Here is a 24,368-nt window from a genome sequence, read left to right on the forward strand (position 1 = left end):
TACATTTACCATTTTAGCACTATACTTTAGTATTTTAAAGAGACTGAATTTATCATTTGTCTTTATTTGATGGGAATCTGATAATAACTTTTGTAAAATTACCTTCTTCACTTTCAACCCATACGCGGCCTTTATAGTTTTCAATCAGCTTCTTCGCGATGGACAGGCCCAGGCCGTTTCCGCCCTGTTGTCTGCTCCTCGACTTGTCGACCCTGTAAAATCTGTTGAAAACATTTTCAAGATCTTCCTCGGGTATGCCTATCCCGTGGTCCATGATGATTATATCAAAGTGATCATCGTGTTTTTCCGTGCTGGTGATGATATATTTGTTTTCCGTATCATACTTGACGGCGTTGTCCAAAAATATCAGTAGCAATTGCTCAAAGTGGTGATTGTTTATTTTAAATTGAATGTCATCATGAGAGTGCTCGACGGCAAAATGGTAATCCGGATGGACTTTCATCATGGTGCTGACTCGGGAATTGATTTCTTCCACAATATTGATCGATTCAATCTCTTCGAGCTGCCTCGGATTATTTTTGGTGAGCAACAGTAATTCCTCTACAAGTTTATTGATGCGATGAAGTTCATCTATCGAAATCTGCAGAGATTCATTGAGCACCTGCGGGTCATCCTTGCCCCATCTGTTAATTAACTTCAAATGTCCCTGTACGATCTGGAGCGGTGTCCTCAGTTCATGTGAGGCATCTTCCACGAATTGCTTCTGCTGGTTGAACGATTCCTCCAGTGAATCCATCATATTATTGAAGGAAGTCACCATGTAATCCGTCTCTTCGGTATCTGTCTTCAATGACAGACGTTCCGATACGCCTTCTCCCTCAATCCTTTTCAACTGGTTGGCAATGCTTCGGATCGGCTTGACCATCTGTGTTGAGAAAAAATAGCTGACGATGGACGTGAATAATATCGACAGGAAGCCTATCAATAAAGCGATCATCACCATTGTCCGGATGATCAGATAGTAGTTGTCCAGCGGGTGGATCACCGTCAGGAAGCCACTCCAGTACATCGAGTCGATATTTGAACGGCCGACGAGAAAGTTGCCGTCCTCCGTCTCGAGCGTTGTGATGACATCATCACTCACCGGGACGAAGTCGACAGCGAAATCGGTGACGTCTCCTGCTGGTTCGGTACTGACGATATTACCGCTCCGTGTGTAGAGGATCATGGTCTGTTCATCATAAAGACTCGTGAGGATATCATTCCTTGAAATCGTGTTGATTGGCTGGGATTCATATATATGCTGCAGTTCATCCAGACTCCGGTCAAGTGCCCTTTCCTCCAGGTCCCTCAAATACAGGCTGGTGAAATAAATCAGGAGTGTACTGAAAATCAGATAAGTGAAAGAGATGATGAGGGTGGAGAGTCTCAACCATTTATATTTCAATGAGTTCCTGTTCATGCTCTTACCACATAGCCGACCCCGCGCACAGTTTCGATGATTTTATGTTTATCGAAGGGTTTGAGTTTATTGCGCAGGTACCGTATATAGACATCGACGACATTAGTTTCCACTTCGCTGTCATAACCCCATACATCTTCAAGTATCTGCTCCCGTTTTAAGACGATCCCCACATTTTTGAATAATAGATGCAGAAGCTCGTATTCGGTTTTGGTGAGTTCCAGTTCCAGTTCATCTATGGTGACCCTGTAGGCTGACGTGTCGATTGAAACGCCATGGAGGGAGAGTACCCTGTTATGACTTTCAGATTCGCTGTTCCGCCTCAGCATGACCCTTATCCTTGCGAGCAGCTCTTCTATTTCAAATGGTTTCACTATGTAGTCATCCGCACCGTAATCGAGACCGACGACCTTGTCGTAGGTCTCCCCTTTTGCCGTGATCATGATGATCGGTGTGTTCTTGGCCTTCCTTATTCTCCTGCATACTTCGAGGCCGTTGAGTGCAGGCAGCATAAGATCGAGCAGTATACAGTCATAATCCTGTTTCAACGCTTTCTCCAGGCCATCTTCGCCGTCTGCGCTGAGCGTCACGGCATAACCCTCATGTTTCAGCTCAAGTTCTATGAAACGTGCCAGGTTGAGTTCATCTTCTATGACAAGCACATGCTTCAATTCAATCACTTCCTTTTTTTCATCATACCATTATCATATATATGAAAACAAAAAAACACATAATATGAATTATGTGTCAGCTTGCTGATATATCCGGGGTTTCCATCATATAACTCTGGTGTTTAATCAGCAGATTCCGTTTGACCTCCGGCCACTCATCATCGATGATTGAAAATATGATCAGGTTTCTTGGGATGCCGTGGAGTGCCCTTTCTTTTCTGAGTATGCCTTCCTTGGTGAAGCCGAGACGCTCGACTGCTCTTGAGCTCCTTTCATTCCTCTCATCCACCCTGACCTGGACACGCATCATGTTCAGTGTTTCGAAGCAGAATTCCAGTAACAGGTATTTACTGTCCGAATTTATGAAAGACCTCTGTGCTTTCGTGCCGAACCATGTGGCCCCTATTTCACAGCTCTGCCTCTCATAATCCATGTGCTGTATCCTCGTACTGCCGACCACTTCACCGGTGGTTTTCAATACCACGGCAAAAGGGATGCTCTTTAGCTGGTCCCTCAGCTCAATGGCACTCCGGATCCATTCATCCATCAACGGAAGGGTGGTTGCCTGGAATAGCATATATGACCAGATGCTTTCGTGATTGATCGCCTGCAGTTCATCTGCATGACTTAACTGTAGTGGAATAAGTTTGATCCTTTCATTTTCAAGTGTGATGGATCCATATAAGTTTACAGCCATCCGGAGTCACCCGCCTTATCTTAATCTCATGCAGATTAATTATAATTGCGGCCGTAAAAAATGGCAATGCAAAATTGGTTGCATTGCCATTAAGCTCATTATATATAACTGCGCCTTTTGAACTTATTGTGGAGCAGGTAGCTTGTACCCATCACGACTGCAGTACCGATGGTGATTCCGGCGATTACATCCGTCGGATAGTGTACACCGAGATACACCCTCGAAGAGGAGATCATCAGTACAAAGAAGGCACAGAGTGCGTAGAGTATACCCTTGTTGTTCAGTGATGTCTTATTGATGATCGTCATCAATGACCCGAAGAATATGGACGATCCCGTCGCATGCCCGCTGGGAAAGCTGAAGCCTGAGATATCAATCAAGCGGAGCAGTGAAGGTCTTTCCCTGTCGAACGCATTTTTCATCACAGGAATCATGATGCTGCTTGTGAGCATGGAGATCACAAGGAAGAGCGTATGAATTTTAAGTTTGTACAGCATCAGGATGGCAATCATGATCAATGACAGGATGATCATGGAAATCACTTCACCGATTTGGGTGAATCCAAGCATCAATGCGGTGGTGATGAAGCTCTCCGAAGCATAGATGAACTCATAGACTTCCCTGTCGATCCACTGTCCAGCCCTGGATTCATGAAAGACGGCGATTACACCGAATATCAATGTGAAGACTAGAAACAAGGATAATTTTTTCGTGCGGCTCACTGCACTTCCTCCTCCAGCAGCAGTCCAACAAGGGTTTCAGGTTTGAACCCTCCGTCATACTGTGCCATTTTCATGATGATATCATCACGGTTTTTAACGATGACCTCCATTTTCTCCTGAAAGTTGTCGAGCGTCAATACTTCCTCCTCAATCACTTCAGCATATCCCTGGGCAGAGAAATAGCGGGCGTTTTCCAACTGGTCCCCCCTCGACTGGCTGAGTGGCAGAGGTATCAGAATCATGGGTTTTTGGTTTAAAAGCAATTCATATATTGCGTTGGAACCGCTGCGGCCGATGACAACATCGGATATCTTGATCAGATGTGCGAGCTCTTCGTCCACAAATTCAAACTGTATATAATTTTCGTGACCCTCCAGACTTTCATCGGTATTGCCTTTGCCGCACAAATGGATGACCTGGTGGCCTTCAGTCAAAGCCTCTATATTATCGCGTATGAACGCGTTGATGGACCTCGCTCCTAGAGATCCCCCCATGAATAAAAGGACCGGCTTATCTGCTGTAAAACCGGTGATTCTATAACCCGCGGTGCTCTGCCCTCCGGATAATTCATCACGGATCACGGGACCGAGGAGTTCTGTTTTATCTGTCGGAAGGTAATCCAGAGTCTTTTCAAACGTCACAAAGCATTTTGTCGCAAATTTTACCGAAATCTTATTTGCAAGGCCCGGTGTCAGGTCGGACTCGTGGATATATACAGGTATCTTCAAAGACTTCGCCGCAAGTACAACCGGTACGCTGACGAATCCGCCTTTGGAAAATACAAATTCAGGCTGCTCCCGTTTCAACACTCTGCGGGCATCAAAGATGCCTTTGGTCACCTTGAAGATGTCCTTTAAATTTTCAAATGATATATATCGCCGTAATTTACCGCTGGAGATTTGACGGTATTGGATGGAGGTCGAACTGATCATTTCTTTTTCGATTCCATTTTTAGAACCGATATAAACCGGCTCTGCACCCTGATTGAGGAATTCAGGTATCAGCAGCTTATTCAGCATCACATGACCGACTGTGCCGCCGCCGGTCAGTACTACTTTGCGTCTTGAAGATTTCATGGCAGCCTCCGTAATGTGTTTATTCTATAACTTTAAACCATTTGCAGTTTTGAAACAATAAAAGTCGCACAAAAATTTGTGCGACCCGTTATTATTATTCGGTTGAATCTTCAGACGCTTCTTCATGAAGCTCTTCCAAAGTCGGAATTTCGATATGGCGGGCATTCTCCTCTGCAATCTCTTCAATTTCGCCGGCATCATGTTCATCGTTGATGAAACTCACCAGATAGTCAAGCTGAGCATCATTTTCATTGATGTAATTCCTCAGCTCCGACATGAGGAGGCGTGAGGTTTCACCGGTGACATTGCCGTCGGGTTCAAGGTCATTATCTTCCTGGAAGCTTTCGACTGCTGAAGTCAGCGTCCCATCGTAATCATCGTTGATCGTCCCGACTTCATAACCGAGGGTATCCAGTGCCACTTTGATGGAAGTGACTGTATCACTTTCCTGACCTTCTGTGTAGACATCCTCTTCATTCAATATTTCAACCCTGTAATAATCAGGATTCACAAGATTTACATCAGGCTCGATACCTTCTTCATGAATCCAGCGGCCATCAGGCGTCAGCCACTTCGTATTGGTGTATTTGAGCATCGAATCATCACTGAATTCCTGAGTTTGCTGCACTACACCTTTGCCGAAAGACTGTGTGCCGGCAATGACGACTTCTTCAAAATGATCATCAAGAGCACCGGCGAAAACTTCAGAAGCACTCGCAGAACCTTCATTGATCAGAATATGGACATTCATATCTTCTGTGTTTTCATTATGGGAGCCTTCCGTCCTGAGCGGAACCTGCTCTCCGTCACTGTCCTCGAGCAGCAGTGCTGTTTCCCCCTGAGGCACAAATTGATTGATCATCGTCACAGCTTCGGATAGAAGACCGCCCGGGTTGTAACGGAAGTCGATGATGATGTCTTCCACCCCGTCATCAGCAGCCTGGTTGATGTTTTCTTCAAACTCTTCCGTCGTTCCCTGCTGGAATCTGTTGATGCTGATATGGCCGACACCATCCACTTCTTCATATGTGACGCTGTCTATATGGATGGTATCGCGGGTGACGGTGATATCTATGGGTTCGCCTTCCCCACGCACAATCGTGAGGACCACATCCGTCCCCTTCTCACCGCGTATCAGCTGGACTGCTTCTGTAGTATTCATGCCTTCCAGGCTTTCCCCGTCCACTTCTATGATCTGGTCGCCAGGTTCGATACCTGCCTCTTCAGCCGGCGAGCCTCTCATAGGTGAAGTGATGATGATGCGGTTCCCTTCCTGGATGACCTCAGCCCCTATACCTTCAAAATCTCCAGTCACGGTTTCCTGGAATGCTTCCGTCGCATCCATATTCATATACTCGCTGTAAGGATCCTCCAGGCCTTGCACCATACCATCTATCGCTGATTCAATCAGTTGTTCATTATCAACTTCGTCATAGAAATCAGTGGAGATCGTATCATAAACATTGTACAATTTGGAAAATTCGCTTCTTGTATCCGTGCCTACATTGACCGCTTTTTCTGAACCGGCTTCGAGGCTGAGCGCTGTGATGACACTGGATAAAATCACTGCTGCAAGTATCGTTATGATCAACCAAAAAGGGTTGATGCTTATTCTATTGGACTTGGCATTTGTTTCTTTGGAATCATGGTTTTCATTCAAATTACCCACACCTTACTTCTAATGGCATAATATTTATATTCTATCAGTAAAATACCAATAATAACAGAAAAAGAACAGCGGGAGGCCCACTGTTCTAAGAAAAATTCAAAATGATATGTCATTCACCTGCGAATGGCACTGCAGCATCAAGAGCGACTTCTATCATTTCATTGAATGTCGTCTGTCTTTCTTCGCTTGATGTCGCTTCGCCCGTTAAAACGTGATCCGACACGGTCAGGATGGCGAGTGCACGGGCATCAAATTTTTTGCTGATCGTGAAAAGTGCCGCTGATTCCATTTCAAGTGCCAGTACACCATACTTTGCCATCATTTCCACGTCGCCTTTTTCATCATAGAAGGAATCTGCTGTAAATACATTGCCCACTTTCACTTCAAGGCCTTTTTTCTTTGCTTCGTTATAGCTTGCGAGCAGCAATTCAAAATCCGAGGTCGGGGCGTATTCGAAATTACCGAACAGCTTCCTGTTCTGGAATGAATCGGTGGATGCGCTCTGGGCAATGATGACATCACGCACTTCCACATCTTTCTGAATGGCGCCACAAGTGCCGACCCGTATCAGATTCTTCACGCCGTACTCTTCCATCAGTTCATGGACGTAAATTGAAATGGACGGGACGCCCATGCCGGTGCCCATCACGGAGATGCGCTTGCCTTTGTAAGTTCCGGTGTAACCGAACATGTTCCTCACTTCATTGAAGCAGGTCACATCTTCCAAAAAGTTTTCGGCAATGTACTTTGCTCTCAGGGGGTCACCCGGTAATAGAATCGTGTCGGCTATATCGCCTTTTTGTGCATTAATATGGATGCTCATTCTTGGATCTCCTTTTACTTAGTGGTTTAACCAGTCTTGATAATCCCGGTAAGTTTCATCAAAAGTGGTGAGTGTGATGGCCGGATAAGGGTTTTGTTCCAAATACTCGCTCAGTTCCTGATATTCGGTTTCCTGCTTCGGAAACATCGTATCATTCTTTATGAACTCAGCCAGAGTACTCGCTTCAGATTTCTCGCCGGTCCGCGTTTTCATATACTGATAATAAGAATAGTCCTTCATCAGCTGATTTCAGCTCTCGCTACGACGGTCCGTCCGCCTGCTAATTCACCAGTTTCCAAAATGTTGAAGGATGACAGGGCGTCGCTGTTGGTGATGATGACAGGTGAGATTGTGCTGTCTGCTTCCTTTGTGACGAGGTCCATGTCGAAACTGACCAGACTGTCACCCGTTTTGACGGTGTCCCCCTCACTCACATGCCCGGTGAACCCTTCGCCTTCCATCGCCACCGTCTCCAGGCCGATATGGATCAGCAGCTCTATGCCGTTGGCAGCTTTGATGCCGATGGCGTGATTAGTCGGGAAGACCTGCATGATTTCACCGTCGACGGGTGACACCACTTCGCCATCCGAAGGCACTATCCCAAAACCTTCCCCCATCATTTTTTCTGAGAAGACAGGATCCGGTATATCCTCGATTTTGACATAGGTCCCATTCATCGGACTTTTTATCTCGAGCAGCTTATCGGCAGGTTCTTTTTTCTTACCAAATAGATTTTTGAACATCGAACCAACTCCCATTCAGTCATTAAAGTATTCTACGTACTCTTTATACCCTTTTTCTTCAAGTTCATTCTTGGGTATGAAAGTCACAGCCGCAGAATTGATGCAGTAGCGTAAACCGCCAAGCTCCTCGGGGCCGTCTTCGAAGACATGACCCAGATGACTGTCGGAATCCGAGCTCCGTACTTCAGTGCGTCTCATGCCGAAGGAATCGTCGAACTCCTCTGTAATATCATCGGATACGCCTTTGGCGAAACTCGGCCAACCACAAGAGGAGTGGAATTTATCTTTTGAGGTGAATAAGGGTTTTCCGCTGATTTTATCGACGTATATGCCATCTTCGAAGTTGTCCCAGTACTCATTCTGAAAAGGTGGTTCGGTGCCCTGCTCTTTCATCACTTTATATTCCAGTTCGTTCAATTCATCGATATTCTTTTTTACACTCATTTTGATTCACTCCAATGATTTTCTAAAAATGCTTTTCTGCCGGAACCTTTATAATATGCATTATAGTGTCCCCTGTTCTTCTTATAGAAGTCCTGGTGTTCCTCTTCCGCCTCGTAGAAACTTTTGAACGGCAGTACGGGCGTATTGATCGGTTTGTCGAAAACATTGCTGCTGTCGAGCGCTTCAATCACTCTTTCTGCAGTTTCTTTCTGCGGTTCGTCATGATACAGCACTGCAGGCATATACTGGCTGCCTCTGTCGCCGAACTGGCCTCCGGTGTCTGTCGGATCGAATGTCTTGAAGAAAATTTCCAGTACTTCCTCGTATGAGATCACATCCTCATCAAAATCAATCTGCACCACTTCGATATGACCCGTCGTACCGGTACTCACTTGTGCGTAAGTGGGGTTTTCCACTTCTCCGTTGGAATAACCGGAAATCACGCTGTTGATGCCGTCCCATTGATCGAATGGTTTGACCAGACACCAGAAACATCCTCCGCCTAATGTTGCTTTTGCCAATATGCTCACCTCATAAATTAATTAAGTTCGTTTTCAAAAGAAAAATACCACGCATTGTTTTGATAATCAATACTTTCAATATCCACAGAAAAGTCCGTGTAGCCATCGAACATGGATTTATCAATCACCAGTGCTTTGGATTCTGTGCTGAACCTCATCCCTTCAGGCAGATCTGCCCCCGTCCTGATCAACGTGTATAACATGTCCTCGGACAACGGCAGCTGGCCTACGGAAATGTCACTGATTTCAAAGATCAGCTCCGAGTCGGTGACGTATGGTTCCAGAATGAATATCGTATCAAAGTTCATGTTAAGATATTCATTTTCCGACATCAGCCGGATGTTTTCCTCATCTATGGTCACTGCCATATTGCTTCCCGCATCTTCCTGAAGGTATGTGTTCAATAGAAATTCTACGGTATGATTCTCGAGTGTGATCAGATGCTCGGAATATTCTTCCGGTAGCTCTTCCTCCACATCAAGTGCATCATAGTCATTGGATAAGAAAAAGTACAGTGCCGCCAGCGTCGCTGCATTCGCCATGAGCAGCAGTATGAACAACCATTTCCAAATATTCATGGGAACCGCCTTCTAAAGCTCTCTTTTAAGATGAAGGAATTCATGTGCATATTTGTTCTTTTCATCCACTTCACCCGGGGTGATGTCCACGATTTCCCATTCGGTTATATCATAATCAGGGAAGAAGGTGTCCCCTGCAAAAGTTTCATGAATTCTGGTGATATACATTTCATCGACAAGATGCATCGTCTGTTCATACACATCTGCGCCACCGAAAATGAAAATTTCACCTTCAAGATCTTTAATTTCCTCGATGTCATGGATGACTTCCACGCCTTCGGAAACGAATTCCTCGTTGCGCGTCAACACAACGTTTTTACGGTTGGGAAGAGGTTTCCCCAATGTATCCAATGTGTTCCTGCCCATCACGATGGTGTTGCCTTCGGTCAGTTTTTTCAATCGCTTCAAATCGGCGGGCAGGCTCCACGGCATATCACCGTTGAACCCGATTACATTCTGGTTGGCGTGTGCAACTATTAAAGATACCATAATCGTCCTCCTGTCTATACTGCGATAGGTGCCTTGATATAAGAATGTGATTCATAGTCGACCACTTCAAAATCTTCATAATCGATTTCAAAAATTGAGGCATCAGTGTTGATCTTCAGTGCCGGGGGTTCGAAACTCTTCCTGGAAAGCTGCTTATCGACCGCCTCAAGGTGATTCGCGTATATATGTGCATCACCCATCGTATGGACGAAATCACCGGCCTCTAGCCCGCATTCCTTTGCCACCATCAGGAGGAGCAATGAGTAACTGGCGATGTTGAAAGGCACCCCAAGGAAAACATCCGCACTCCTCTGATAAAGCTGGAGGCTCAACCGGCCGTCCTTGACATAAAACTGGAAGAAGGAATGGCATGGCGGAAGCGCCATCGATTCGATCTCAGCGGGATTCCATGCCGTGATGATATGCCTCCTTGAGTCCGGGTTCGTCTTGATGGCTTCAATCACATTTTTAAGCTGATCGATGGATTCACCGTCCGGACCGACCCAGTCCCTCCACTGCTTACCGTAGACATTGCCGAGACTGCCGTACATACGGCTGAACTCATCATCCCCCAGGACACGTTCCTTGAACTGCTTCATCTCTGCCTGATAAAGTGCATTGAAGTCTTCATCTTCGAGTGCACGCCGGCCGAAATCCGTCATGTCCGGGCCCTCATACTCTTCTGATTCGACCCATTTTTTGAAGGCCCACTCGTTCCAGATATTATTATCGTACTCAAGTAAAAATCTGATGTTCGTATCACCCCGTATGAACCAGATCAATTCCGTCGCTATCATTTTGAACAGGACTTTTTTAGTAGTGAGTAAAGGGAACCCCTCGGTTAAATCGAAACGCATCTGATGACCGAACACTGAATACGTGCCTGTGCCGGTACGGTCATCTTTGAAAGAACCTTCTGTTGTGATGCGCTCAAGCAGGTCATGGTATACCTTGTCAAAATTATTCATATTACCCCTCTTTTCTTTTTCACCAGACTTATATATAATTGAATATGATAATAAATTGATTATTTGGAGTGTTGATTATGGAGATGGTATTTTCGATCGGCCTCGTTCTGATGGCAGCATGGTTCACCTCACTGTGTATAACAGAATAGTTGAAATGATGACCGGGAATGAAGATTCCTGGTTTTTTTATGATATATTCTGATCAAATGACTCTTTTAAATCCATCATTATATCGTTGATGTCCCGGCCTTCAATTTGTTCGCGCGGCATAAAATGGACAAGTTCACGGCCTTTGAACAGTGCATACGAGGGACTGGATGGCGGTTCACTGATGAATTCCCTCAGCTTTTCAGTCGCCTCCCTGTCCTGGCCGGCAAATACAGTGGCTTTATGTGTCGGTTTTATCGGGTTCTGTTCTGCAACAGTAACCGCTGCGGGACGTGCAAGGCCCGCAGCACAACCGCATACGCTGTTGATGACGACGAATGCTGTGTCATCTTCCTCGAGTGAATTCATGAATTCATCCACCGTGTCCGGTGTGGTCAAGTCTTTGAACTCACGGTTCGTGAGCTCTTCGCGCATCGGTTTTGCAACTTCTTTCATGTACTCTTCATACGGGTTCAAATCATCGCTCCCTTTCCTGAATTTGTTTCCAGACACTGCCCATGGCAGCCTCACCTTTCTCTATCCTTGCAATCGCCATTTCCTTTTGGAGCCTGACATCATACTGAGGATCTTCCTTGTACTCATACAAATGAGGCAGACTCTCTTCATCCCCGACCTCATAGATGAACATTGCAGCACGCCAGCGCACGATGGGACTTGCGTCATCGAGGAGTGGATACATATCCGGCAGCCCCTCTTTCAGGCCGAGGTCACTGTAGCCGTCCCCGGCCGTCCTTCTGACCGGTACGGCTTTGTCTTCGAGTCCCATTTTCAGATATGGCAGCGTTTCTCCGTTTTCAATCATGGCGAGGAGGTAAACGGCTGTCCTGCGCACCTGCATCTTTCCATCCTGCAGGGCAAGCGACAACAGTTCATAGTCATCTTTGTCAGGGTTCTCCATATGGTCAAGAAGGCTGAGCCTCTCTTTCCAGTCGGCCGCTGCCTTGAATTCTTCGATGCTCACTTTGCGGTAAGCTTTAGGCTTCGGCGGTTGTTTGCTCTTCGCCTCAGACACCATTTCCTTCAGGGTTTCATCGTCATGAAGAGCATTGACCTCTTCAATCACCTCAGCGAACACTTCTTCCGGTGTGCCGTAACGCGTCGGGATCTTTTCCCATTTGCGGCCCATTATGATGTTGTCTTCGGGCAGTGTCGCTTCGGCGACAGCGTTGATGAACCGGTCATCCAGCTGACGTCTGTGTTCTTCTCCATCGTTCAACTTGACCTGGTAAGGGATGCCTTTGAAAGTCAGTATCTGTACATCCACTTCACCATATGAATCATTTACTGGTTTTTTTTTACTTCCGTGTCATCACCGTCGGAGCTGAACGTACTTTCTATTTCAGGGATCAGCTCTTCCCAATCGGCTTTAGGTGATTTATCCACCGAAATGAAATCCATTGCGTGGAATACGCTGGTCACATCTTCGAGCTCGAGCACCTTATTGATGAAATCTGGATTCTCTTCAGAAACTTTCCTGTATGTTGCTGATTTCATATCACCTTTTTCCTCGCTCACAGTGATTTTCATTGTATTCGGACTCGGCGTTGGTTCGATTCTTATGATTTCCATTGATATTCCTCCTATTGTAGTTGATTTCCATGACTCCGTATCCTCAGCCCCACAGAGCACTCGGTGATGCAGAATTTATGGGCGCTCGTACGGGTTCCCTGCTCCCTGTTCATTTTTTTCAGCAGGCAGCCATGGCAGTACTTCTCTTCAAGTTGGTTGATTTTTAATAAGGTTTTTTCTTTCATTTCAAACCTCCTGCATCAATTATACAGAATACGGCTATATAAAAAAAGGAATGACTTTCATCATTCCCTGGTGTATTCGTAAAGTGCCTTTTTAGCCAGGCGGTCGGCTGATCTGTTCCTCTCCCTTGGTGTATGGCTGATTAAAAATAAATCGAAATCATCCGTGGCTGACCGGATCCTGTCGAAATAAGGCCGGTATTTTTTATTCTTCACATACTGCTTATCGAAGCTGTCGGTGATGATCTTCGAGTCGGTATGGATGATGACGGAATTGATGCCATGGCGTACCGCTTCATCCAGCGCAAGTTCAAGCGTCGCCCATTCCGCTTCATGATTATCCACCACCCCGAGGTCGAAGGTGAACTCGAGCCTGCTGCCTTCCTCCTTGATGACTGCAGCACCGGCTGCATACGCAGGGTTCTGACGTGCTGCCGCATCGATATATATCAGTGCCATGATATTCTCCTAAATGTTTAATGTATCCATATACTTGCGGGTGATCCTGAGATCGTGACGTATGAGGGCCTCTTCAATCTGTCCTTTATCCAGTGTGAGTCTTCGGTGCTTCAAATATTCATCGTGTGAGAAATCGACATCGGTGATGATTTTGGCAAGCTTGTAGGACATCTGAAGGGAAGACATATCATTCAGGATTTTGGTCCGGACGCCCTTGCTCAGCGCATCGATGTTTTGAATCAAATTCTCAATACTGCCATATTCACGGATCAGTTTGAGTGCAGTCTTTTCACCTATGCCTTTCACACCAAAATATCCGTCGCCTGTATCCCCCATCAGGGCTTTGACATCGATGAACTGCGAGGGTGCGATGGCATACTCCTCTTTGAAAGCACGCTCTGTATAATGCCTGTATTCAGTAAACCCTTTTTTTGTCAGCCAGATCTCATTGCTGCCCCCGAGAAGCTGGAGGAGATCCCGGTCCCCGCTGACGATGAGCAGGTCATCATAGTTATCTGCCAGGGTGCCGATGATGTCATCCGCTTCATACCCGTGAATGCCAAGCTGATATATCCCCATATCATGGATGATCTCCTTGACATAGTCGAACTGGGGAATCATTTCTTCGGGCGGTGCTTCACGGTTCGCCTTATAATCCTCATACCATTCATTACGGATCGTTTCCCTCCCCATATCCCATGTCACGACGAGGTTTTCCGGACGTGTGAGTTCGACCAGCTTGAATGTATGACGGATCATGCCCTGTATCCCGTTGGTCGGAATTTCTTTATTGTTGTACATGAATTGATTGCGGAAGCTGGTAGCGTAGAAATGGCGGAACAGCAATGCCATCCCGTCGATCACAAGTGTTTTGTCAGTCATTTGACCAAGTCCTTAAAGTATATTTGGTGCAGTTTCAATCAGATTGGAATCATCTGTGATCCATTCCGAGAAACTGCCTGCGTATAATTTTGCATTGATGCCTTTGTGGTGGAGCAGTGTGAACATCGGGGTCGCGCTCATGCCGGACCCGCAGTAGACGATGACTTCTTCATACGCCCTGAACTTTTCCATGACATCATCAAGGGCCCCGAAGTCGATGACACCCTCTGCATGGATCTTCCCGTTCGGTATGTTGACAGCACCCGGGATGTGTCCTTTTTTATAGTCCACCGGTTCGGATATGCCGAGATACCTTTCCTCATTCCTGACATCAATCAGCAGTACATTATCATCCAGGCGTTCCTGTACTTCTTCCATCGACCGGTAAATGTCTTCTTTGAATGAAGACTCCGTGGATTCGAACTGAATCGGAAGATCGACATCGATCTCCCGGAATTCCTCCCCCGACCCCTTCAGGGCAGCCAGGCGATCATTGTATAAATAGGCTTTATGACCATAGAGCAGAAACAGGTAATATAATCGGGTATGGAAGAAGCTGTTTTCATCGGCAAACAATAAAACATCATACCGGCCGCTTTCGGTGAGACTGTCATACAGCGCATCCACCACACTCATCTCAGGAACCGGGTGCCGACCTTCATTGAGGCCGTCGAACTTGAACATAAACGGCATCTGGGGGATATGAACGGCGTATTCCACCGCATCCCTTTGAACAAGTCTTTCCGATTCACCAAACTGATCCATGATATTGCGGCAGTCCAGGAGGATGGTTTCCTGCCTGTTCAGCTGTCCAATGGTTTCAAGATTCATTATAGTCATCTAATCATCCTTTAATCTGCTTAATGATTCGAGCAGTACTTTATCCGCTTCATAATCACTCTCTACAATGACCGCCGGCGGTGTTTTGAGAGCACCTTCTATTTCGGGCTTCTGGGCGGCGATATCATCCTGTATGAGAGTCAAATAATCGTTCACAAGGCGTTTCATCTGTTCTTCCAGACGGTCGATGTCAAGACGGGCGCTGATATCTTTTGCGAATTCAAGAAGCCTGTCCCTGAATGCTTTATGATCATTTCTCGATTGATGCAGCAGTTTGGAATATTCGTCGAAGCCGGAAGTCGTTATGCTGATTTCAGGTTCATCTTCCGCCGGTCCATTGAATACGAATGCCCGGCTGATGCTGGCATCCGACAGCCTTTCATTGAACTGGGTGATGTCCTGCAGCATTTCCATTTCAGCCTGCCGGTAGACGGCGTTGAACACTGTACTGACTTCAATGGTCAGGAACTGTTCAATATTGCTTTTGATCAACGCTTCCTTTTTCACGAGGAACCGTTTGTCCTGTGCATCGGATACCGTGATCATGCCTTTCAGATGATCATAGAGCTGCAGCTCGAACCGTCTGCTGATGAATGCGAGGAGCACACCGATTTCCTGGTGCAGAGGGCTTTCCAGGCGGAATGCGCTGAAGTCCGCGAGGTCCCGGAGAAGCGACTGTCTTGCGGATTCGATCCTCGTCCGTTCAAGATCGGCATTCTCGTACTGGCGTATATTGCTGTTGATGTTCGAAGCGAGCTGGCGCCAGGCTTCCTTCAAGGACTGGATCTGCACCGACATGGACAGCTGATCCGTGATGTCGAATATATTCTTCTTCGCCTCTTCGAAATCCTCATCATGAGACTCCAGCGCCTGTTTGCTTGAAACCGGGAAGATCATATTCGTGATGCCGAGGGAGATCAACGCATCCGACATGTAATCGATGACCTTCTCCTTATCCGCTTCATTTTTCATGAGGTCCACGGCATTGATGATGAAGATGATCGGGAAATCCTCACCCTTGATCGACTGGACATATTTTAAAAACGTTTCATCGCTTCTTGAGAAGACATGGTTGTAATATGAGACATATATGATCAGGTCACTGCCTGAGATGATGTTCCTCGTTTCTTTTGTATGTCTCTGGTTGATGGAATTGATGCCCGGCGAATCGACCAGGGTGTACTTTTCTGTGATTTCATTTTCAAGCGAGACATATGCTTTATGGATGAATGTCGCATCCTCGTCGGAACTCACCCTGCTGATCAGTGCATCGGTGCCGATGTCCTTCGTCGTCCCGAGATCAGCTTTATATTCACCGTATTTGTTCAATATACCGTCAAGGAAGGGTTTATAAGTTTCCGGCACATTGCTGCGCTCTTTCTTTATCCATTTGAAATAGTCTTCGACATAATCATAATGGAGATTCGACAGCATGCCCAGAGTGTCCGTCAGCTCTGATTCATTTTTATAAGTGAGTGCACTGGAAGGTGCATCATTGATTTCCGTAATCGTCGCCGTGGTCGGGTTTGGACTCATCGCAAGGTGTCCTTCGTTCATCAGGGCGTTGATGAAGGTCGTCTTACCGGCACTGAATCCCCCGAATACACTGATGTTGGCTTTGCCTTCTTCTATGCGTGCAAGCTTCTCTTTGATGATGGTGTGGAAATCACTGTATCGTTCATTGTCTTCAATCAGTGCTGCAAGCTTATGATAAAACCCGAGGTCCTCATCGTCTGCGCCCTTGAACTTGTAATGTCCCGCGTCCCCGGCTGCTTGAGGTAATCTGACGCTTCCACCTTCAAGTTCCACTGCTTCTGTCAGGTTCAACTTTTCGATTTCTTCATCCAGATGTATGAAGAAATGGCGGTAGCTTTTCGTTTCGATGGAATCGATCAGGCTGAGAAGCGTAAGTATTTCCTCAAATCTCCCGAGAGCATCTTTCAATGCTTCTTCCTCCTGGGCGGAGCCGGTGCCGGATTTTACGAGGTTCTGCATATGGCTCTGCACTTTCCCGCTCACATCATTGACGATCGATGCTTTCAATTTATCCATGTAGTTCAGGATGAACTGATTATTCAGGTGGCCAATCTCTTCTTTTATGAGCAGGTCCTCATTGAATTCATATTTGAAGGGCTCCCCTGTCAGCCCCAGACTGCCGAACAGGCTGTTGATGGGTGCATTCACTTCGGTCTTGAATACGGCATCAAATTTTTCCCGGATATCATCCACCGCTTCCCGGAGCATCGCTTCCTCTTTTTTCTTTTTGCCAAAAAGTCCGGGCACCTTCACTTCCCCTGCAAGGATGTTCAGGTAATGGGTGATCGCCTCCTTGACCTCGTGTGGGAATATATAACTGTCCCGCACGATTTTCCTGACCGCTTCTTTGACATGGCTGTTCAGTGTTGCATCATCACTGTGGAGGGCCTCCACCTTCACCTTCTCGATTTCACCGTTCAAAAACCGGATATGCGACTTCACCGCCTCAACGTCTTCAATATCGACATCTTCCCCGGGGATTCTCAGCGCATCGAGTGCTGCACTGAGATACTCGACCTGTTCACCTTCTATCGTTCCGGTGATCCTTTCAAAGTATGCTTCCAGCAGATGCTGCCTGTCCGCTTCCCGGCTGTGGATGAATGCTTTCAGCTTATCCACCTCATTATGCTCGCATGGATATATGCTCGTCGTGAAAATGTCGTCGGGTGCAATATTCCAGTCTTTCAGGGTGTTCTTTATCCTGGAGAGGAAAGTGTCCATGGATAATTCATCATCATCATGTTTATCCACCTGATTGATGATCAGTGTCAGGGGGATGTTCATCACGGAAAGCTCCTTCAACAGTGACATATTATGTTCGCTCTCCACATGGTTGTACTCGACTGTGAAGAAGATATGGTCACTGTTCAGCAGGAAGCGGTTTGTGGACTCCCGGTGGCTGTCCGTGTTCGAATCCACACCCGGAGTATCCTGGAGCACTGTGTTCATGGTGAAATCTTCATGCGCCACATCGATGTTGATGGCACTGATATCGATATCACGCGTATTCAAATCACGCAGCTTCGCATAGTCCGCCACAGGGACATACTGATACTGGTTCAGGAAAGCTTTGATCTCATCACCCCCGCCGATCTGCACGGCGACTGTATTGCTCGTGGTCGGTACAGGTGAGGACGGCAGAATCTCTGCTTCAAGCAGATGGTTGATCAGTGAGGACTTCCCCGCCGAATAATGTCCGATGAATGAGAAGACGAGCTGTTCCTTATACGCCTTCAATATCGCATGGTCTATCTGGGAGACAAGCGTCTCATTGTCGGACTTGAGAATCTCTTTTTTCAGTTTGTAGAGTACATTTAAAGTCTTGTAATCTTCATTCACGATCTACCGCTGCCCCCAGTATTGATAAAAGGTCGTTTCAATGTAGCCGTTGAACAGCTTTCTGCGCTTTGTCGCCTTCTTCCCGACGATATGTTCAAATTCCTTGTTCGATGTCATCAGGTAGACACTCATATCCGGATGGCGGGTCATCAGGCTGCCGACGGTACGATACATTTCCTCGACGGCTTTTGCCTCTCCGATGCGCTCGCCGTAAGGTGGGTTGGTGACGACCTGGACTCTATCATGGCCGATCGTCAAGTCATGAATGTCCATGACGGAAAGGTCGATGTCATCATGAAGGCCGATCTCCTGGATGTTCGTCTTTGCGACTTCCATCATATGCGGATCGATGTCGGATGCGCGTATCACCACTTCCCTGTCGTACAACGCTTCTTCTTCGAGCTTCATCCGTGTGTCCTCCCACAGCGCTTCGGGGATGATGTCCCATTTTTCACTGTCGAATGTACGGTTTGAACCCGGGGCGATGTTCATTGCCATCATCGCCGCTTCAATGACAATGGTCCCGGAACCTGCAAAAGGATCGTAAAGCGGATTCGTCCCGTCGTAATTGGCAAGTTTCAGCATGCTTGCTGCAAGCGTCTCTTTGATGGGTGCCTCGCCCTGCTCACGCCTGTAGCCCCTTTTATGCAGTGCATCACCACTCGTATCGATGGTCAGCACCGCACGGTCTTTCAGTATGTTGACATCGATCTTGTAACGCGCCCCGGTCTCACTCAGTTTGCCGCTCAGACTGAATGCATCTTTCAAATGTTCAACCACCGCTTTTTTGACGATTCGCTGCACGTCGGGCACACTGTATAGTGTGGATTTATGGGAACGGCCGGTCACCGGGAACTCCGCGTCCGCTCCGAGGATTTCCGACCATGGCAGCGCCTTCGTCTTCTCGAACAGATCATCGAACGTCGTCACATGGAAATCTCCGATGATGATCCTGATCCGGTCCGCCGTCCGCAGCATCAGGTTGCTTCTGACGATCGCCGTCTCATCCCCTTCGAAATAAACACGGCCGTTTTCAAGTCGTGTATCGTATCCCAGTGATTCGATTTCATCTGCGACGACCCTCTCAAGGCCCATCGGTGTATTGGCTAGCATTTTAAAATTCATAATTTGTCCTCCACATGCCTCATATTATAATTCCGTCAATTTGATTATATAAAATAAAAGCTCCCCATCAAAATGGAGAGCTTGTTTCTAGTCCGGTATGTCTGTAAGCCATGTTCTGTACCGCTGTGCTACAGACGTGTACTAGTCACACTCGCACATTGGTGATAATCATCTGTCTATACTGCATCTGCAGCATCTCTCATCAGGTTGAATTCCCGTCAGAAAGTGCTCCTACCTTGTTTGGATTGCTCACTCGAGGGGTTTACCGCGTTCCACCTTATCATTTTCATGATAAGCTCGTCTCTGTGGCACTTTTACAGCTAATCTAACCATATCGTCAACTTAGGTTATTTCACAGCCGTCAGCCGTTATTCACGTACTGCCCTGACTTATTGTTTCGTCAGGCACGAACACTACGCCCGTCTCAGGTGCGTGTGAGCATGGACTTTCCTCTATATCTTCTATGATATAGCGATTATCCGACATACCGTATTCGATCAATTCACTTTGGACTGGCCGAAAACTTTCTTCTCCAGGCTGGACAACCGCTTCAAAATATCGATTTGATGATTTTGAGTCTGGTTCTCCTGGGACCGGGAGCTGGTGGCCAGTCTTATCCTTAATTCTTCAACCTCTTTTTTCAAGCGGGCATTTTCTTCTTCCAGCCGTTTCACATTGTTGTTCATATCCGCCATCTTTTGATAGTCGCTGATGACATCATCCAGAAAGCTGTCCACTTCGAGCGGTTTGAAACCTCTGATGGACTTTTCGAACTCTTTTTCAAATATGTCTTTCGCGGACAATTTTAAAGTTGTCTCACTCATCGCCTCACCTCTTAATCTTCAAACCCGGTATCGATGAAACTGTTGATCTCATCAAATTGTATTCTTTCAATATTATACGGATTTTTCTCGGAAAATTCAAGTATTGTGTTATAAAGAAACCGCACTTTAGCCTCTGCTTCCTCATCGAAGAAGATGAGGGCGCAGTCGGTATTGGAGATGAGGAATTGGTTGATGTGTTTGAACATACCGGGATTGGCGTACGGCTGTTTATAAATATAATCCTTAAAGTCACTTTCTGCAAGCACTTTATTGAGCGTTTCCCGATCCACTTCATTATATCGGTCGTCAAACTGGTGGAAGGGCATGAGCACACCGAGTCTGATATCGTACCGTGCCTCTTTAAGTTCGATGATGACTTCTGCTGCATACAGTTCAATACCTGTATACCCCTGGATGATGAACCATTCCGCGCCCTCATCTATATATTCCAGCAGCTTGGACCTTATGAAGGCTTTCAGCACGGTCACTTCCTTCTGATCCGGTTTGAAGATGCCCAGTTCATACGGCCGGTATCCGCTGATCAGCACCCTCACATCAATCCCTCTTTCTCTGCATGCCTGAGCCACATGTTGATGAATTTATACTTTTCGTAAAAATGCCTTTCCCTGAATTTGGACGTGTGGCAGGACATCAGCAATTCCATCAGTTCTGACGACATTTTTTCGCGCGTGTTATAATGGAACCTTGCATCCGTATCAAATTCCAGTATATCCAGGGCCAGTGTCTTGTTCTCATTCAAAAATGGCTCCACTTCGGTCCTGAAGTCATATTCATATCCCGAGAGAGCACTCTGATACCTCTCATATATATTTTCCATCAACTGACGATATGTTGAGGCTTGTTCATTTCTTGACAAAAATGTCACACTCCTTATAATTATTGATTGGTTTCCTGTGTGTTAATTAATGTATAATATTATGACATATATTATAATGAAAGGCGATGTACATGAAATATCCTAAAGGCGTCAAGCCGAGACAATATCGGAATGTCCGCCAGGGGTCCGGCAGGAAAGTGAAATACGGTCAGCGCGGCATGACCCTGGAGAAAGACCTCGATATTACAAATGATCATTATTTAAAGATATCGCGTGCAGTCATTCATAAGAAACCGACCCCGGTGCAGATCGTCAACGTGGATTATCCATCCAGAAACCGGGCGAAGATCGACGAAGCATATTTCAAGACACCTTCCACCAGTGACTATAACGGCATATACAAAGGCAGATACATTGATTTTGAAGCGAAGGAAACCAAAAATAAAACCCGCTTCCCCCTGATCAACATCCATGCCCACCAGGTGGACCATATGATACAGTGCAGGGCGCACGGCGGCATCGTTTTTCTGATCATCCGATTTTCAACACTTGATGAAACCTATCTGATGCCGATCGGGAAATTCCATGTTCATTGGGAGCGGTTTTTGAACGATGAAAAGATGTCCATCTCAATTGAAGATGTCAGGACTGACAGTCATCTCCTCAAAGAAGGATTAAACCCCCGCATCGATTATCTGAAAGCGGTGGATGAAATTTATTTTCGGAATGGAGAATTTTAATGAAAGAAGACTATAAAAGAAGAGCCGGATCGAAGGCCGGTAAAAAGAAAGGCGAGACGAAAAAGAAGCTGAGCAGGAAATCAATCATAAAACGCATCATCGTCCTGACTGTTTTAATCGGATTGATTTTTCTCGTGCTGGGTTCCATGTTGTTCGCCTATTATGCCTCGCAGGCTCCGGCTTTCAGCGAAGAGAAGTTGCGCGACCCCGTGCCTGCACAGATTTATGACCGGAACGATGAACTCGTGACCACGGTGTATCAGGGCCAGAAACGTGAATCGGTTGCGATCGAAGATGTGCCGGACAGCGTGGTCGATGCGGTCCTCGCGGTCGAGGACCACCGATTCTACGAGCATGGTGCAATCGACTTCTGGAGACTCGCCCAGGCAGTGGTCGGCAATGTGTTCAACGGCTTCGGCTCCGAAGGTGCAAGCACAATCACCCAGCAGGTCGTGAAAAGGACGTTCCTGACCGAGGAAACCACCATCGAGAGGAAGGCACAGGAAGCATACCTTGCCTACCGGCTGGAGCAGGAATATTCAAAAGATGAGATATTGGAGATGTACCTGAACAAAATCTACTACTCGGATGGCATTTACGGTATAAGGACAGCGAGCCTTTATTATTTCGATAAAGAACTCGATGATTTGAATCTGATGGAAGCGGCCTACCTTGCCGGTCTCCCCCAGCTGCCGAACAGATACAACCTGTATGTTGATGAGAACCGCGGCGAGGACCGTGCTTACATCGTACTCAGGTTGATGAACGAGCATGAACGCATCACCCCGGAACAATATGAGGAAGCGCAGAATCTTGATGTCTACGCAAACCTGGTGGACAGAAGCGATGAGGACAGGGCATCGACAGAACCCGATGATCCGGAGTATGCGTCATACATCAATTTCATCAAGAATGAGATTTCCAGCCATGACAGCTTCACGAATGCGGACATCAGTGAATTGATGGCGAGCGGCATAGAAATCTATACGAACATGGATGCAGGGATCCAGAGAAATCTGCAGAACCTGACGGATGACAGGGATTATTATTACAACCCGAAATTCCAAAGTGATGATTTTGATATCGCATCGACGATACTGGACACACAGACAGGTGAACTTATCGCGATTTCCGGCGGGAGGGATTACCAGGAAGTGGTCGACCACAATCAGGCCCTTGTACCGAGAAACGTCGGCTCGACGATGAAACCTTTCATGTCTTACGGTCCGGCAATCGAGGAACTTGAGTGGCGTACGGATCAGAGGATCCAGGATGAGTACTCTTATTCCCCGGAAGGTCTGGATCATATCAGCATCTACAATTATGATATGCAGAATCACGGACAGGTGACCATCCGCGAGGCACTCAGCAGGAGCTATAACATCCCTGCGGTCAAAGCCTATGAAATCGTCAAAGATGAAGCTGGCAATGATGCGCCGCGGGAATTTGCTGAAGGAATCGGTTTTGATTACTCCACCATCGGCGAAGGCGACTACGAAGTATCATTCAATGATGTGCTCGGCGGCAGGGATTCCATGTTCACACCGCTGCAGATGGCAGAAGCCTACTCTGCACTCGGTAATAACGGGGAATACAATGAAGCGCACGCAGTCAGGCATGTCGTCACGGGTGAAGGCGACCTGGTCGAATTCGAACATGATTCCGACCAGGTCATGGCGGACTATACCGCTTATATGCTGACAGATATACTGAAGGATACGTTTGAGCCATATGGCAGCGCCGACTATATCCGCATGGATGGATTGAACATCGCTGCCAAGACAGGGACCACATCCTACACGAGGGAACTGCGTGAAGAGCAGAATCTGCCGGACAATGCGGCCAAAGATGCATGGATAGTGGGTTACACACCCGAGTATACGATGAGCGTCTGGACCGGTTTTACAGCGACCAGGGATGGTGGTGAGACTTCTTTCGTAGGTACGGATGAACATATCACCCCGCAATGGTTCTTCAGGGACATCATGCAGAGCATCAGCACATACAACGGGCAGGACTTCGAACAGCCCGACAGTGTGCTCAGACTGAATAACGGTGAACTTGCCGTTCAAGGCAGTGAGGATTTTGAAGAATACAGCCAGGAAGGCTCCGGGACCACCGGCGGTGGCAATGGCGGCAGTGACGATGGCGATAACGGCGGCAACACCTGGAACTGGAGCTGGGGCACCGGCGGCAATGATGAGGACAACGGGCAGGCTCCCGAAAATGACCCCCCACAGGAGGAAGCAGTCGAAGATACACCGGTCACTGAAGACCCTGTGACCGAGGAGGAAGTCAATGAAGTGCCTGTACGGGAAGAGCCTGCTGAGGAAAGCGGCTCAGAATCCGAGGGCACGAATCAGGATGAGGGTTCGAATGATGAGGGGAACGAAACCGCCCCTGATGAATCATCTCCGGAAGAAGGCAGTGACGGCAATGAATCAGAGGGTAACACCGATGAGCCGACTGAAGAAGCGGAAGATGACGCTGCGTAAAATATTCAAAGGACCGGATCAAAATTAATGATCCGGTCCTTTTTTAT

Annotated in this window: 28 protein-coding genes and 1 other RNA gene; 2 read left to right on the forward strand and 27 right to left on the reverse strand. The window is 46.9% G+C overall.

Annotation, left to right across the window (positions count from 1 at the left end):
- Positions 1-52: 52 nt before the first annotated feature.
- The 27 genes from BUA12_RS01660 to BUA12_RS01785 all read right to left on the reverse strand — a co-directional run bounded on the left by BUA12_RS01660 (position 53) and on the right by BUA12_RS01785 (position 21,125).
- Positions 53-1,423 (reverse strand): HAMP domain-containing sensor histidine kinase, encoded by a 1,371-nt coding sequence (locus BUA12_RS01660; RefSeq protein WP_072707683.1) that lies wholly within the window; start codon positions 1,421-1,423, stop codon positions 53-55.
- The gene (locus BUA12_RS01665) at positions 1,420-2,094 is read right to left on the reverse strand and encodes a response regulator transcription factor (RefSeq protein WP_072707685.1); all 675 of its coding nucleotides are present in this window, start codon (positions 2,092-2,094) and stop codon (positions 1,420-1,422) included. Before BUA12_RS01665 ends, BUA12_RS01660 begins: the two co-directional genes overlap by 4 nt.
- A gap of 76 nt (positions 2,095-2,170) precedes the next feature.
- Positions 2,171-2,791, reverse strand: coding sequence for a GNAT family N-acetyltransferase (locus BUA12_RS01670; RefSeq protein WP_072707687.1), 621 nt, complete (start codon positions 2,789-2,791; stop codon positions 2,171-2,173).
- A 98-nt stretch (positions 2,792-2,889) separates the two neighbouring features.
- Entirely contained in the window at positions 2,890-3,513 is a 624-nt protein-coding gene (locus tag BUA12_RS01675; RefSeq protein ID WP_072707688.1) for a phosphatase PAP2 family protein, read from the reverse strand.
- Positions 3,510-4,589: an undecaprenyldiphospho-muramoylpentapeptide beta-N-acetylglucosaminyltransferase gene (gene murG, locus BUA12_RS01680; protein ID WP_072707690.1), complete on the reverse strand. Its 1,080-nt coding sequence runs from the start codon at positions 4,587-4,589 to the stop codon at positions 3,510-3,512. The genes BUA12_RS01675 and murG overlap by 4 nt, the downstream gene beginning before the upstream one ends.
- A gap of 94 nt (positions 4,590-4,683) precedes the next feature.
- The gene (locus BUA12_RS01685; protein ID WP_435387541.1) at positions 4,684-6,258 is read right to left on the reverse strand and encodes a S41 family peptidase; all 1,575 of its coding nucleotides are present in this window, start codon (positions 6,256-6,258) and stop codon (positions 4,684-4,686) included.
- Positions 6,259-6,367: 109 nt separating this feature from the next.
- Positions 6,368-7,081 carry a purine-nucleoside phosphorylase gene (deoD, locus tag BUA12_RS01690; protein WP_072707694.1) on the reverse strand — a complete coding sequence of 238 codons (714 nt, stop codon included), beginning with the start codon at positions 7,079-7,081 and terminating at the stop codon, positions 6,368-6,370.
- An 18-nt stretch (positions 7,082-7,099) separates the two neighbouring features.
- A complete protein-coding gene (locus BUA12_RS01695) occupies positions 7,100-7,321 on the reverse strand; it encodes a YozE family protein (protein WP_072707695.1) in 222 nt (73 codons plus the stop codon).
- Positions 7,321-7,824, reverse strand: a complete 504-nt coding sequence (locus tag BUA12_RS01700) for a PTS sugar transporter subunit IIA (RefSeq protein WP_072707696.1) — start codon at positions 7,822-7,824, stop codon at positions 7,321-7,323. The genes BUA12_RS01695 and BUA12_RS01700 overlap by 1 nt, the downstream gene beginning before the upstream one ends.
- Before the next feature lie 15 nt (positions 7,825-7,839).
- A complete protein-coding gene (msrB, locus tag BUA12_RS01705) occupies positions 7,840-8,268 on the reverse strand; it encodes a peptide-methionine (R)-S-oxide reductase MsrB (RefSeq protein WP_072707697.1) in 429 nt (142 codons plus the stop codon).
- Entirely contained in the window at positions 8,265-8,789 is a 525-nt protein-coding gene (gene msrA / locus BUA12_RS01710; RefSeq protein WP_072707698.1) for a peptide-methionine (S)-S-oxide reductase MsrA, read from the reverse strand. Before msrA ends, msrB begins: the two co-directional genes overlap by 4 nt.
- Before the next feature lie 17 nt (positions 8,790-8,806).
- A complete protein-coding gene (locus BUA12_RS01715; RefSeq protein WP_072707699.1) occupies positions 8,807-9,367 on the reverse strand; it encodes a DUF2140 family protein in 561 nt (186 codons plus the stop codon).
- Positions 9,368-9,379: 12 nt separating this feature from the next.
- Complete coding sequence (locus BUA12_RS01720; protein WP_072707700.1) at positions 9,380-9,859, reverse strand: dihydrofolate reductase; 480 nt, start codon at positions 9,857-9,859, stop codon at positions 9,380-9,382.
- An 11-nt stretch (positions 9,860-9,870) separates the two neighbouring features.
- The gene (locus BUA12_RS01725; RefSeq protein WP_072707701.1) at positions 9,871-10,824 is read right to left on the reverse strand and encodes a thymidylate synthase; all 954 of its coding nucleotides are present in this window, start codon (positions 10,822-10,824) and stop codon (positions 9,871-9,873) included.
- Between the two features lie 186 nt (positions 10,825-11,010).
- A complete protein-coding gene (locus tag BUA12_RS01730; protein ID WP_072707702.1) occupies positions 11,011-11,448 on the reverse strand; it encodes a BrxA/BrxB family bacilliredoxin in 438 nt (145 codons plus the stop codon).
- A gap of 1 nt (position 11,449) precedes the next feature.
- Entirely contained in the window at positions 11,450-12,256 is an 807-nt protein-coding gene (locus tag BUA12_RS01735; protein ID WP_245772721.1) for a virulence factor, read from the reverse strand.
- Positions 12,257-12,273: 17 nt separating this feature from the next.
- Entirely contained in the window at positions 12,274-12,561 is a 288-nt protein-coding gene (locus BUA12_RS13165; RefSeq protein WP_245772722.1) for a NifU N-terminal domain-containing protein, read from the reverse strand.
- 11 nt (positions 12,562-12,572) lie between these two features.
- Positions 12,573-12,746, reverse strand: coding sequence for a zinc-finger domain-containing protein (locus BUA12_RS01740; RefSeq protein WP_072707703.1), 174 nt, complete (start codon positions 12,744-12,746; stop codon positions 12,573-12,575).
- 60 nt (positions 12,747-12,806) lie between these two features.
- Positions 12,807-13,202, reverse strand: a complete 396-nt coding sequence (locus BUA12_RS01745) for a ribonuclease HI family protein (protein WP_072707704.1) — start codon at positions 13,200-13,202, stop codon at positions 12,807-12,809.
- A gap of 9 nt (positions 13,203-13,211) precedes the next feature.
- Positions 13,212-14,084, reverse strand: a complete 873-nt coding sequence (locus BUA12_RS01750) for a 5'-3' exonuclease (protein WP_072707705.1) — start codon at positions 14,082-14,084, stop codon at positions 13,212-13,214.
- A gap of 12 nt (positions 14,085-14,096) precedes the next feature.
- Entirely contained in the window at positions 14,097-14,924 is an 828-nt protein-coding gene (locus tag BUA12_RS01755; protein WP_072707706.1) for a sulfurtransferase, read from the reverse strand.
- Positions 14,925-18,299: a dynamin family protein gene (locus BUA12_RS01760; protein WP_072707708.1), complete on the reverse strand. Its 3,375-nt coding sequence runs from the start codon at positions 18,297-18,299 to the stop codon at positions 14,925-14,927.
- Between the two features lie 3 nt (positions 18,300-18,302).
- Complete coding sequence (locus BUA12_RS01765) at positions 18,303-19,424, reverse strand: THUMP domain-containing class I SAM-dependent RNA methyltransferase (RefSeq protein WP_072707710.1); 1,122 nt, start codon at positions 19,422-19,424, stop codon at positions 18,303-18,305.
- Between the two features lie 99 nt (positions 19,425-19,523).
- Positions 19,524-19,911: RNase P RNA component class B (gene rnpB, locus BUA12_RS01770), an RNA gene on the reverse strand.
- A gap of 10 nt (positions 19,912-19,921) precedes the next feature.
- Positions 19,922-20,248, reverse strand: a complete 327-nt coding sequence (gene gpsB, locus BUA12_RS01775) for a cell division regulator GpsB (protein WP_072707712.1) — start codon at positions 20,246-20,248, stop codon at positions 19,922-19,924.
- Positions 20,249-20,259: 11 nt separating this feature from the next.
- Positions 20,260-20,802 carry an SLOG family protein gene (locus tag BUA12_RS01780; protein WP_084669816.1) on the reverse strand — a complete coding sequence of 181 codons (543 nt, stop codon included), beginning with the start codon at positions 20,800-20,802 and terminating at the stop codon, positions 20,260-20,262.
- Positions 20,799-21,125, reverse strand: coding sequence for a DUF1798 family protein (locus BUA12_RS01785; protein ID WP_072707714.1), 327 nt, complete (start codon positions 21,123-21,125; stop codon positions 20,799-20,801). Before BUA12_RS01785 ends, BUA12_RS01780 begins: the two co-directional genes overlap by 4 nt.
- Before the next feature lie 92 nt (positions 21,126-21,217).
- Here BUA12_RS01785 and recU point away from each other — a divergent pair, with 92 nt between their 5' ends.
- Both recU and BUA12_RS01795 read left to right on the forward strand, forming a co-directional pair.
- A complete protein-coding gene (gene recU, locus BUA12_RS01790) occupies positions 21,218-21,826 on the forward strand; it encodes a Holliday junction resolvase RecU (protein WP_072707716.1) in 609 nt (202 codons plus the stop codon).
- Positions 21,826-24,321: a transglycosylase domain-containing protein gene (locus tag BUA12_RS01795; protein WP_072707718.1), complete on the forward strand. Its 2,496-nt coding sequence runs from the start codon at positions 21,826-21,828 to the stop codon at positions 24,319-24,321. The genes recU and BUA12_RS01795 overlap by 1 nt, the downstream gene beginning before the upstream one ends.
- The last annotated feature ends 47 nt before the right edge of the window (positions 24,322-24,368 follow it).

This window comes from Lacicoccus alkaliphilus DSM 16010, assembly GCF_900142805.1.
GTDB lineage: Bacteria > Bacillota > Bacilli > Staphylococcales > Salinicoccaceae > Lacicoccus > Lacicoccus alkaliphilus.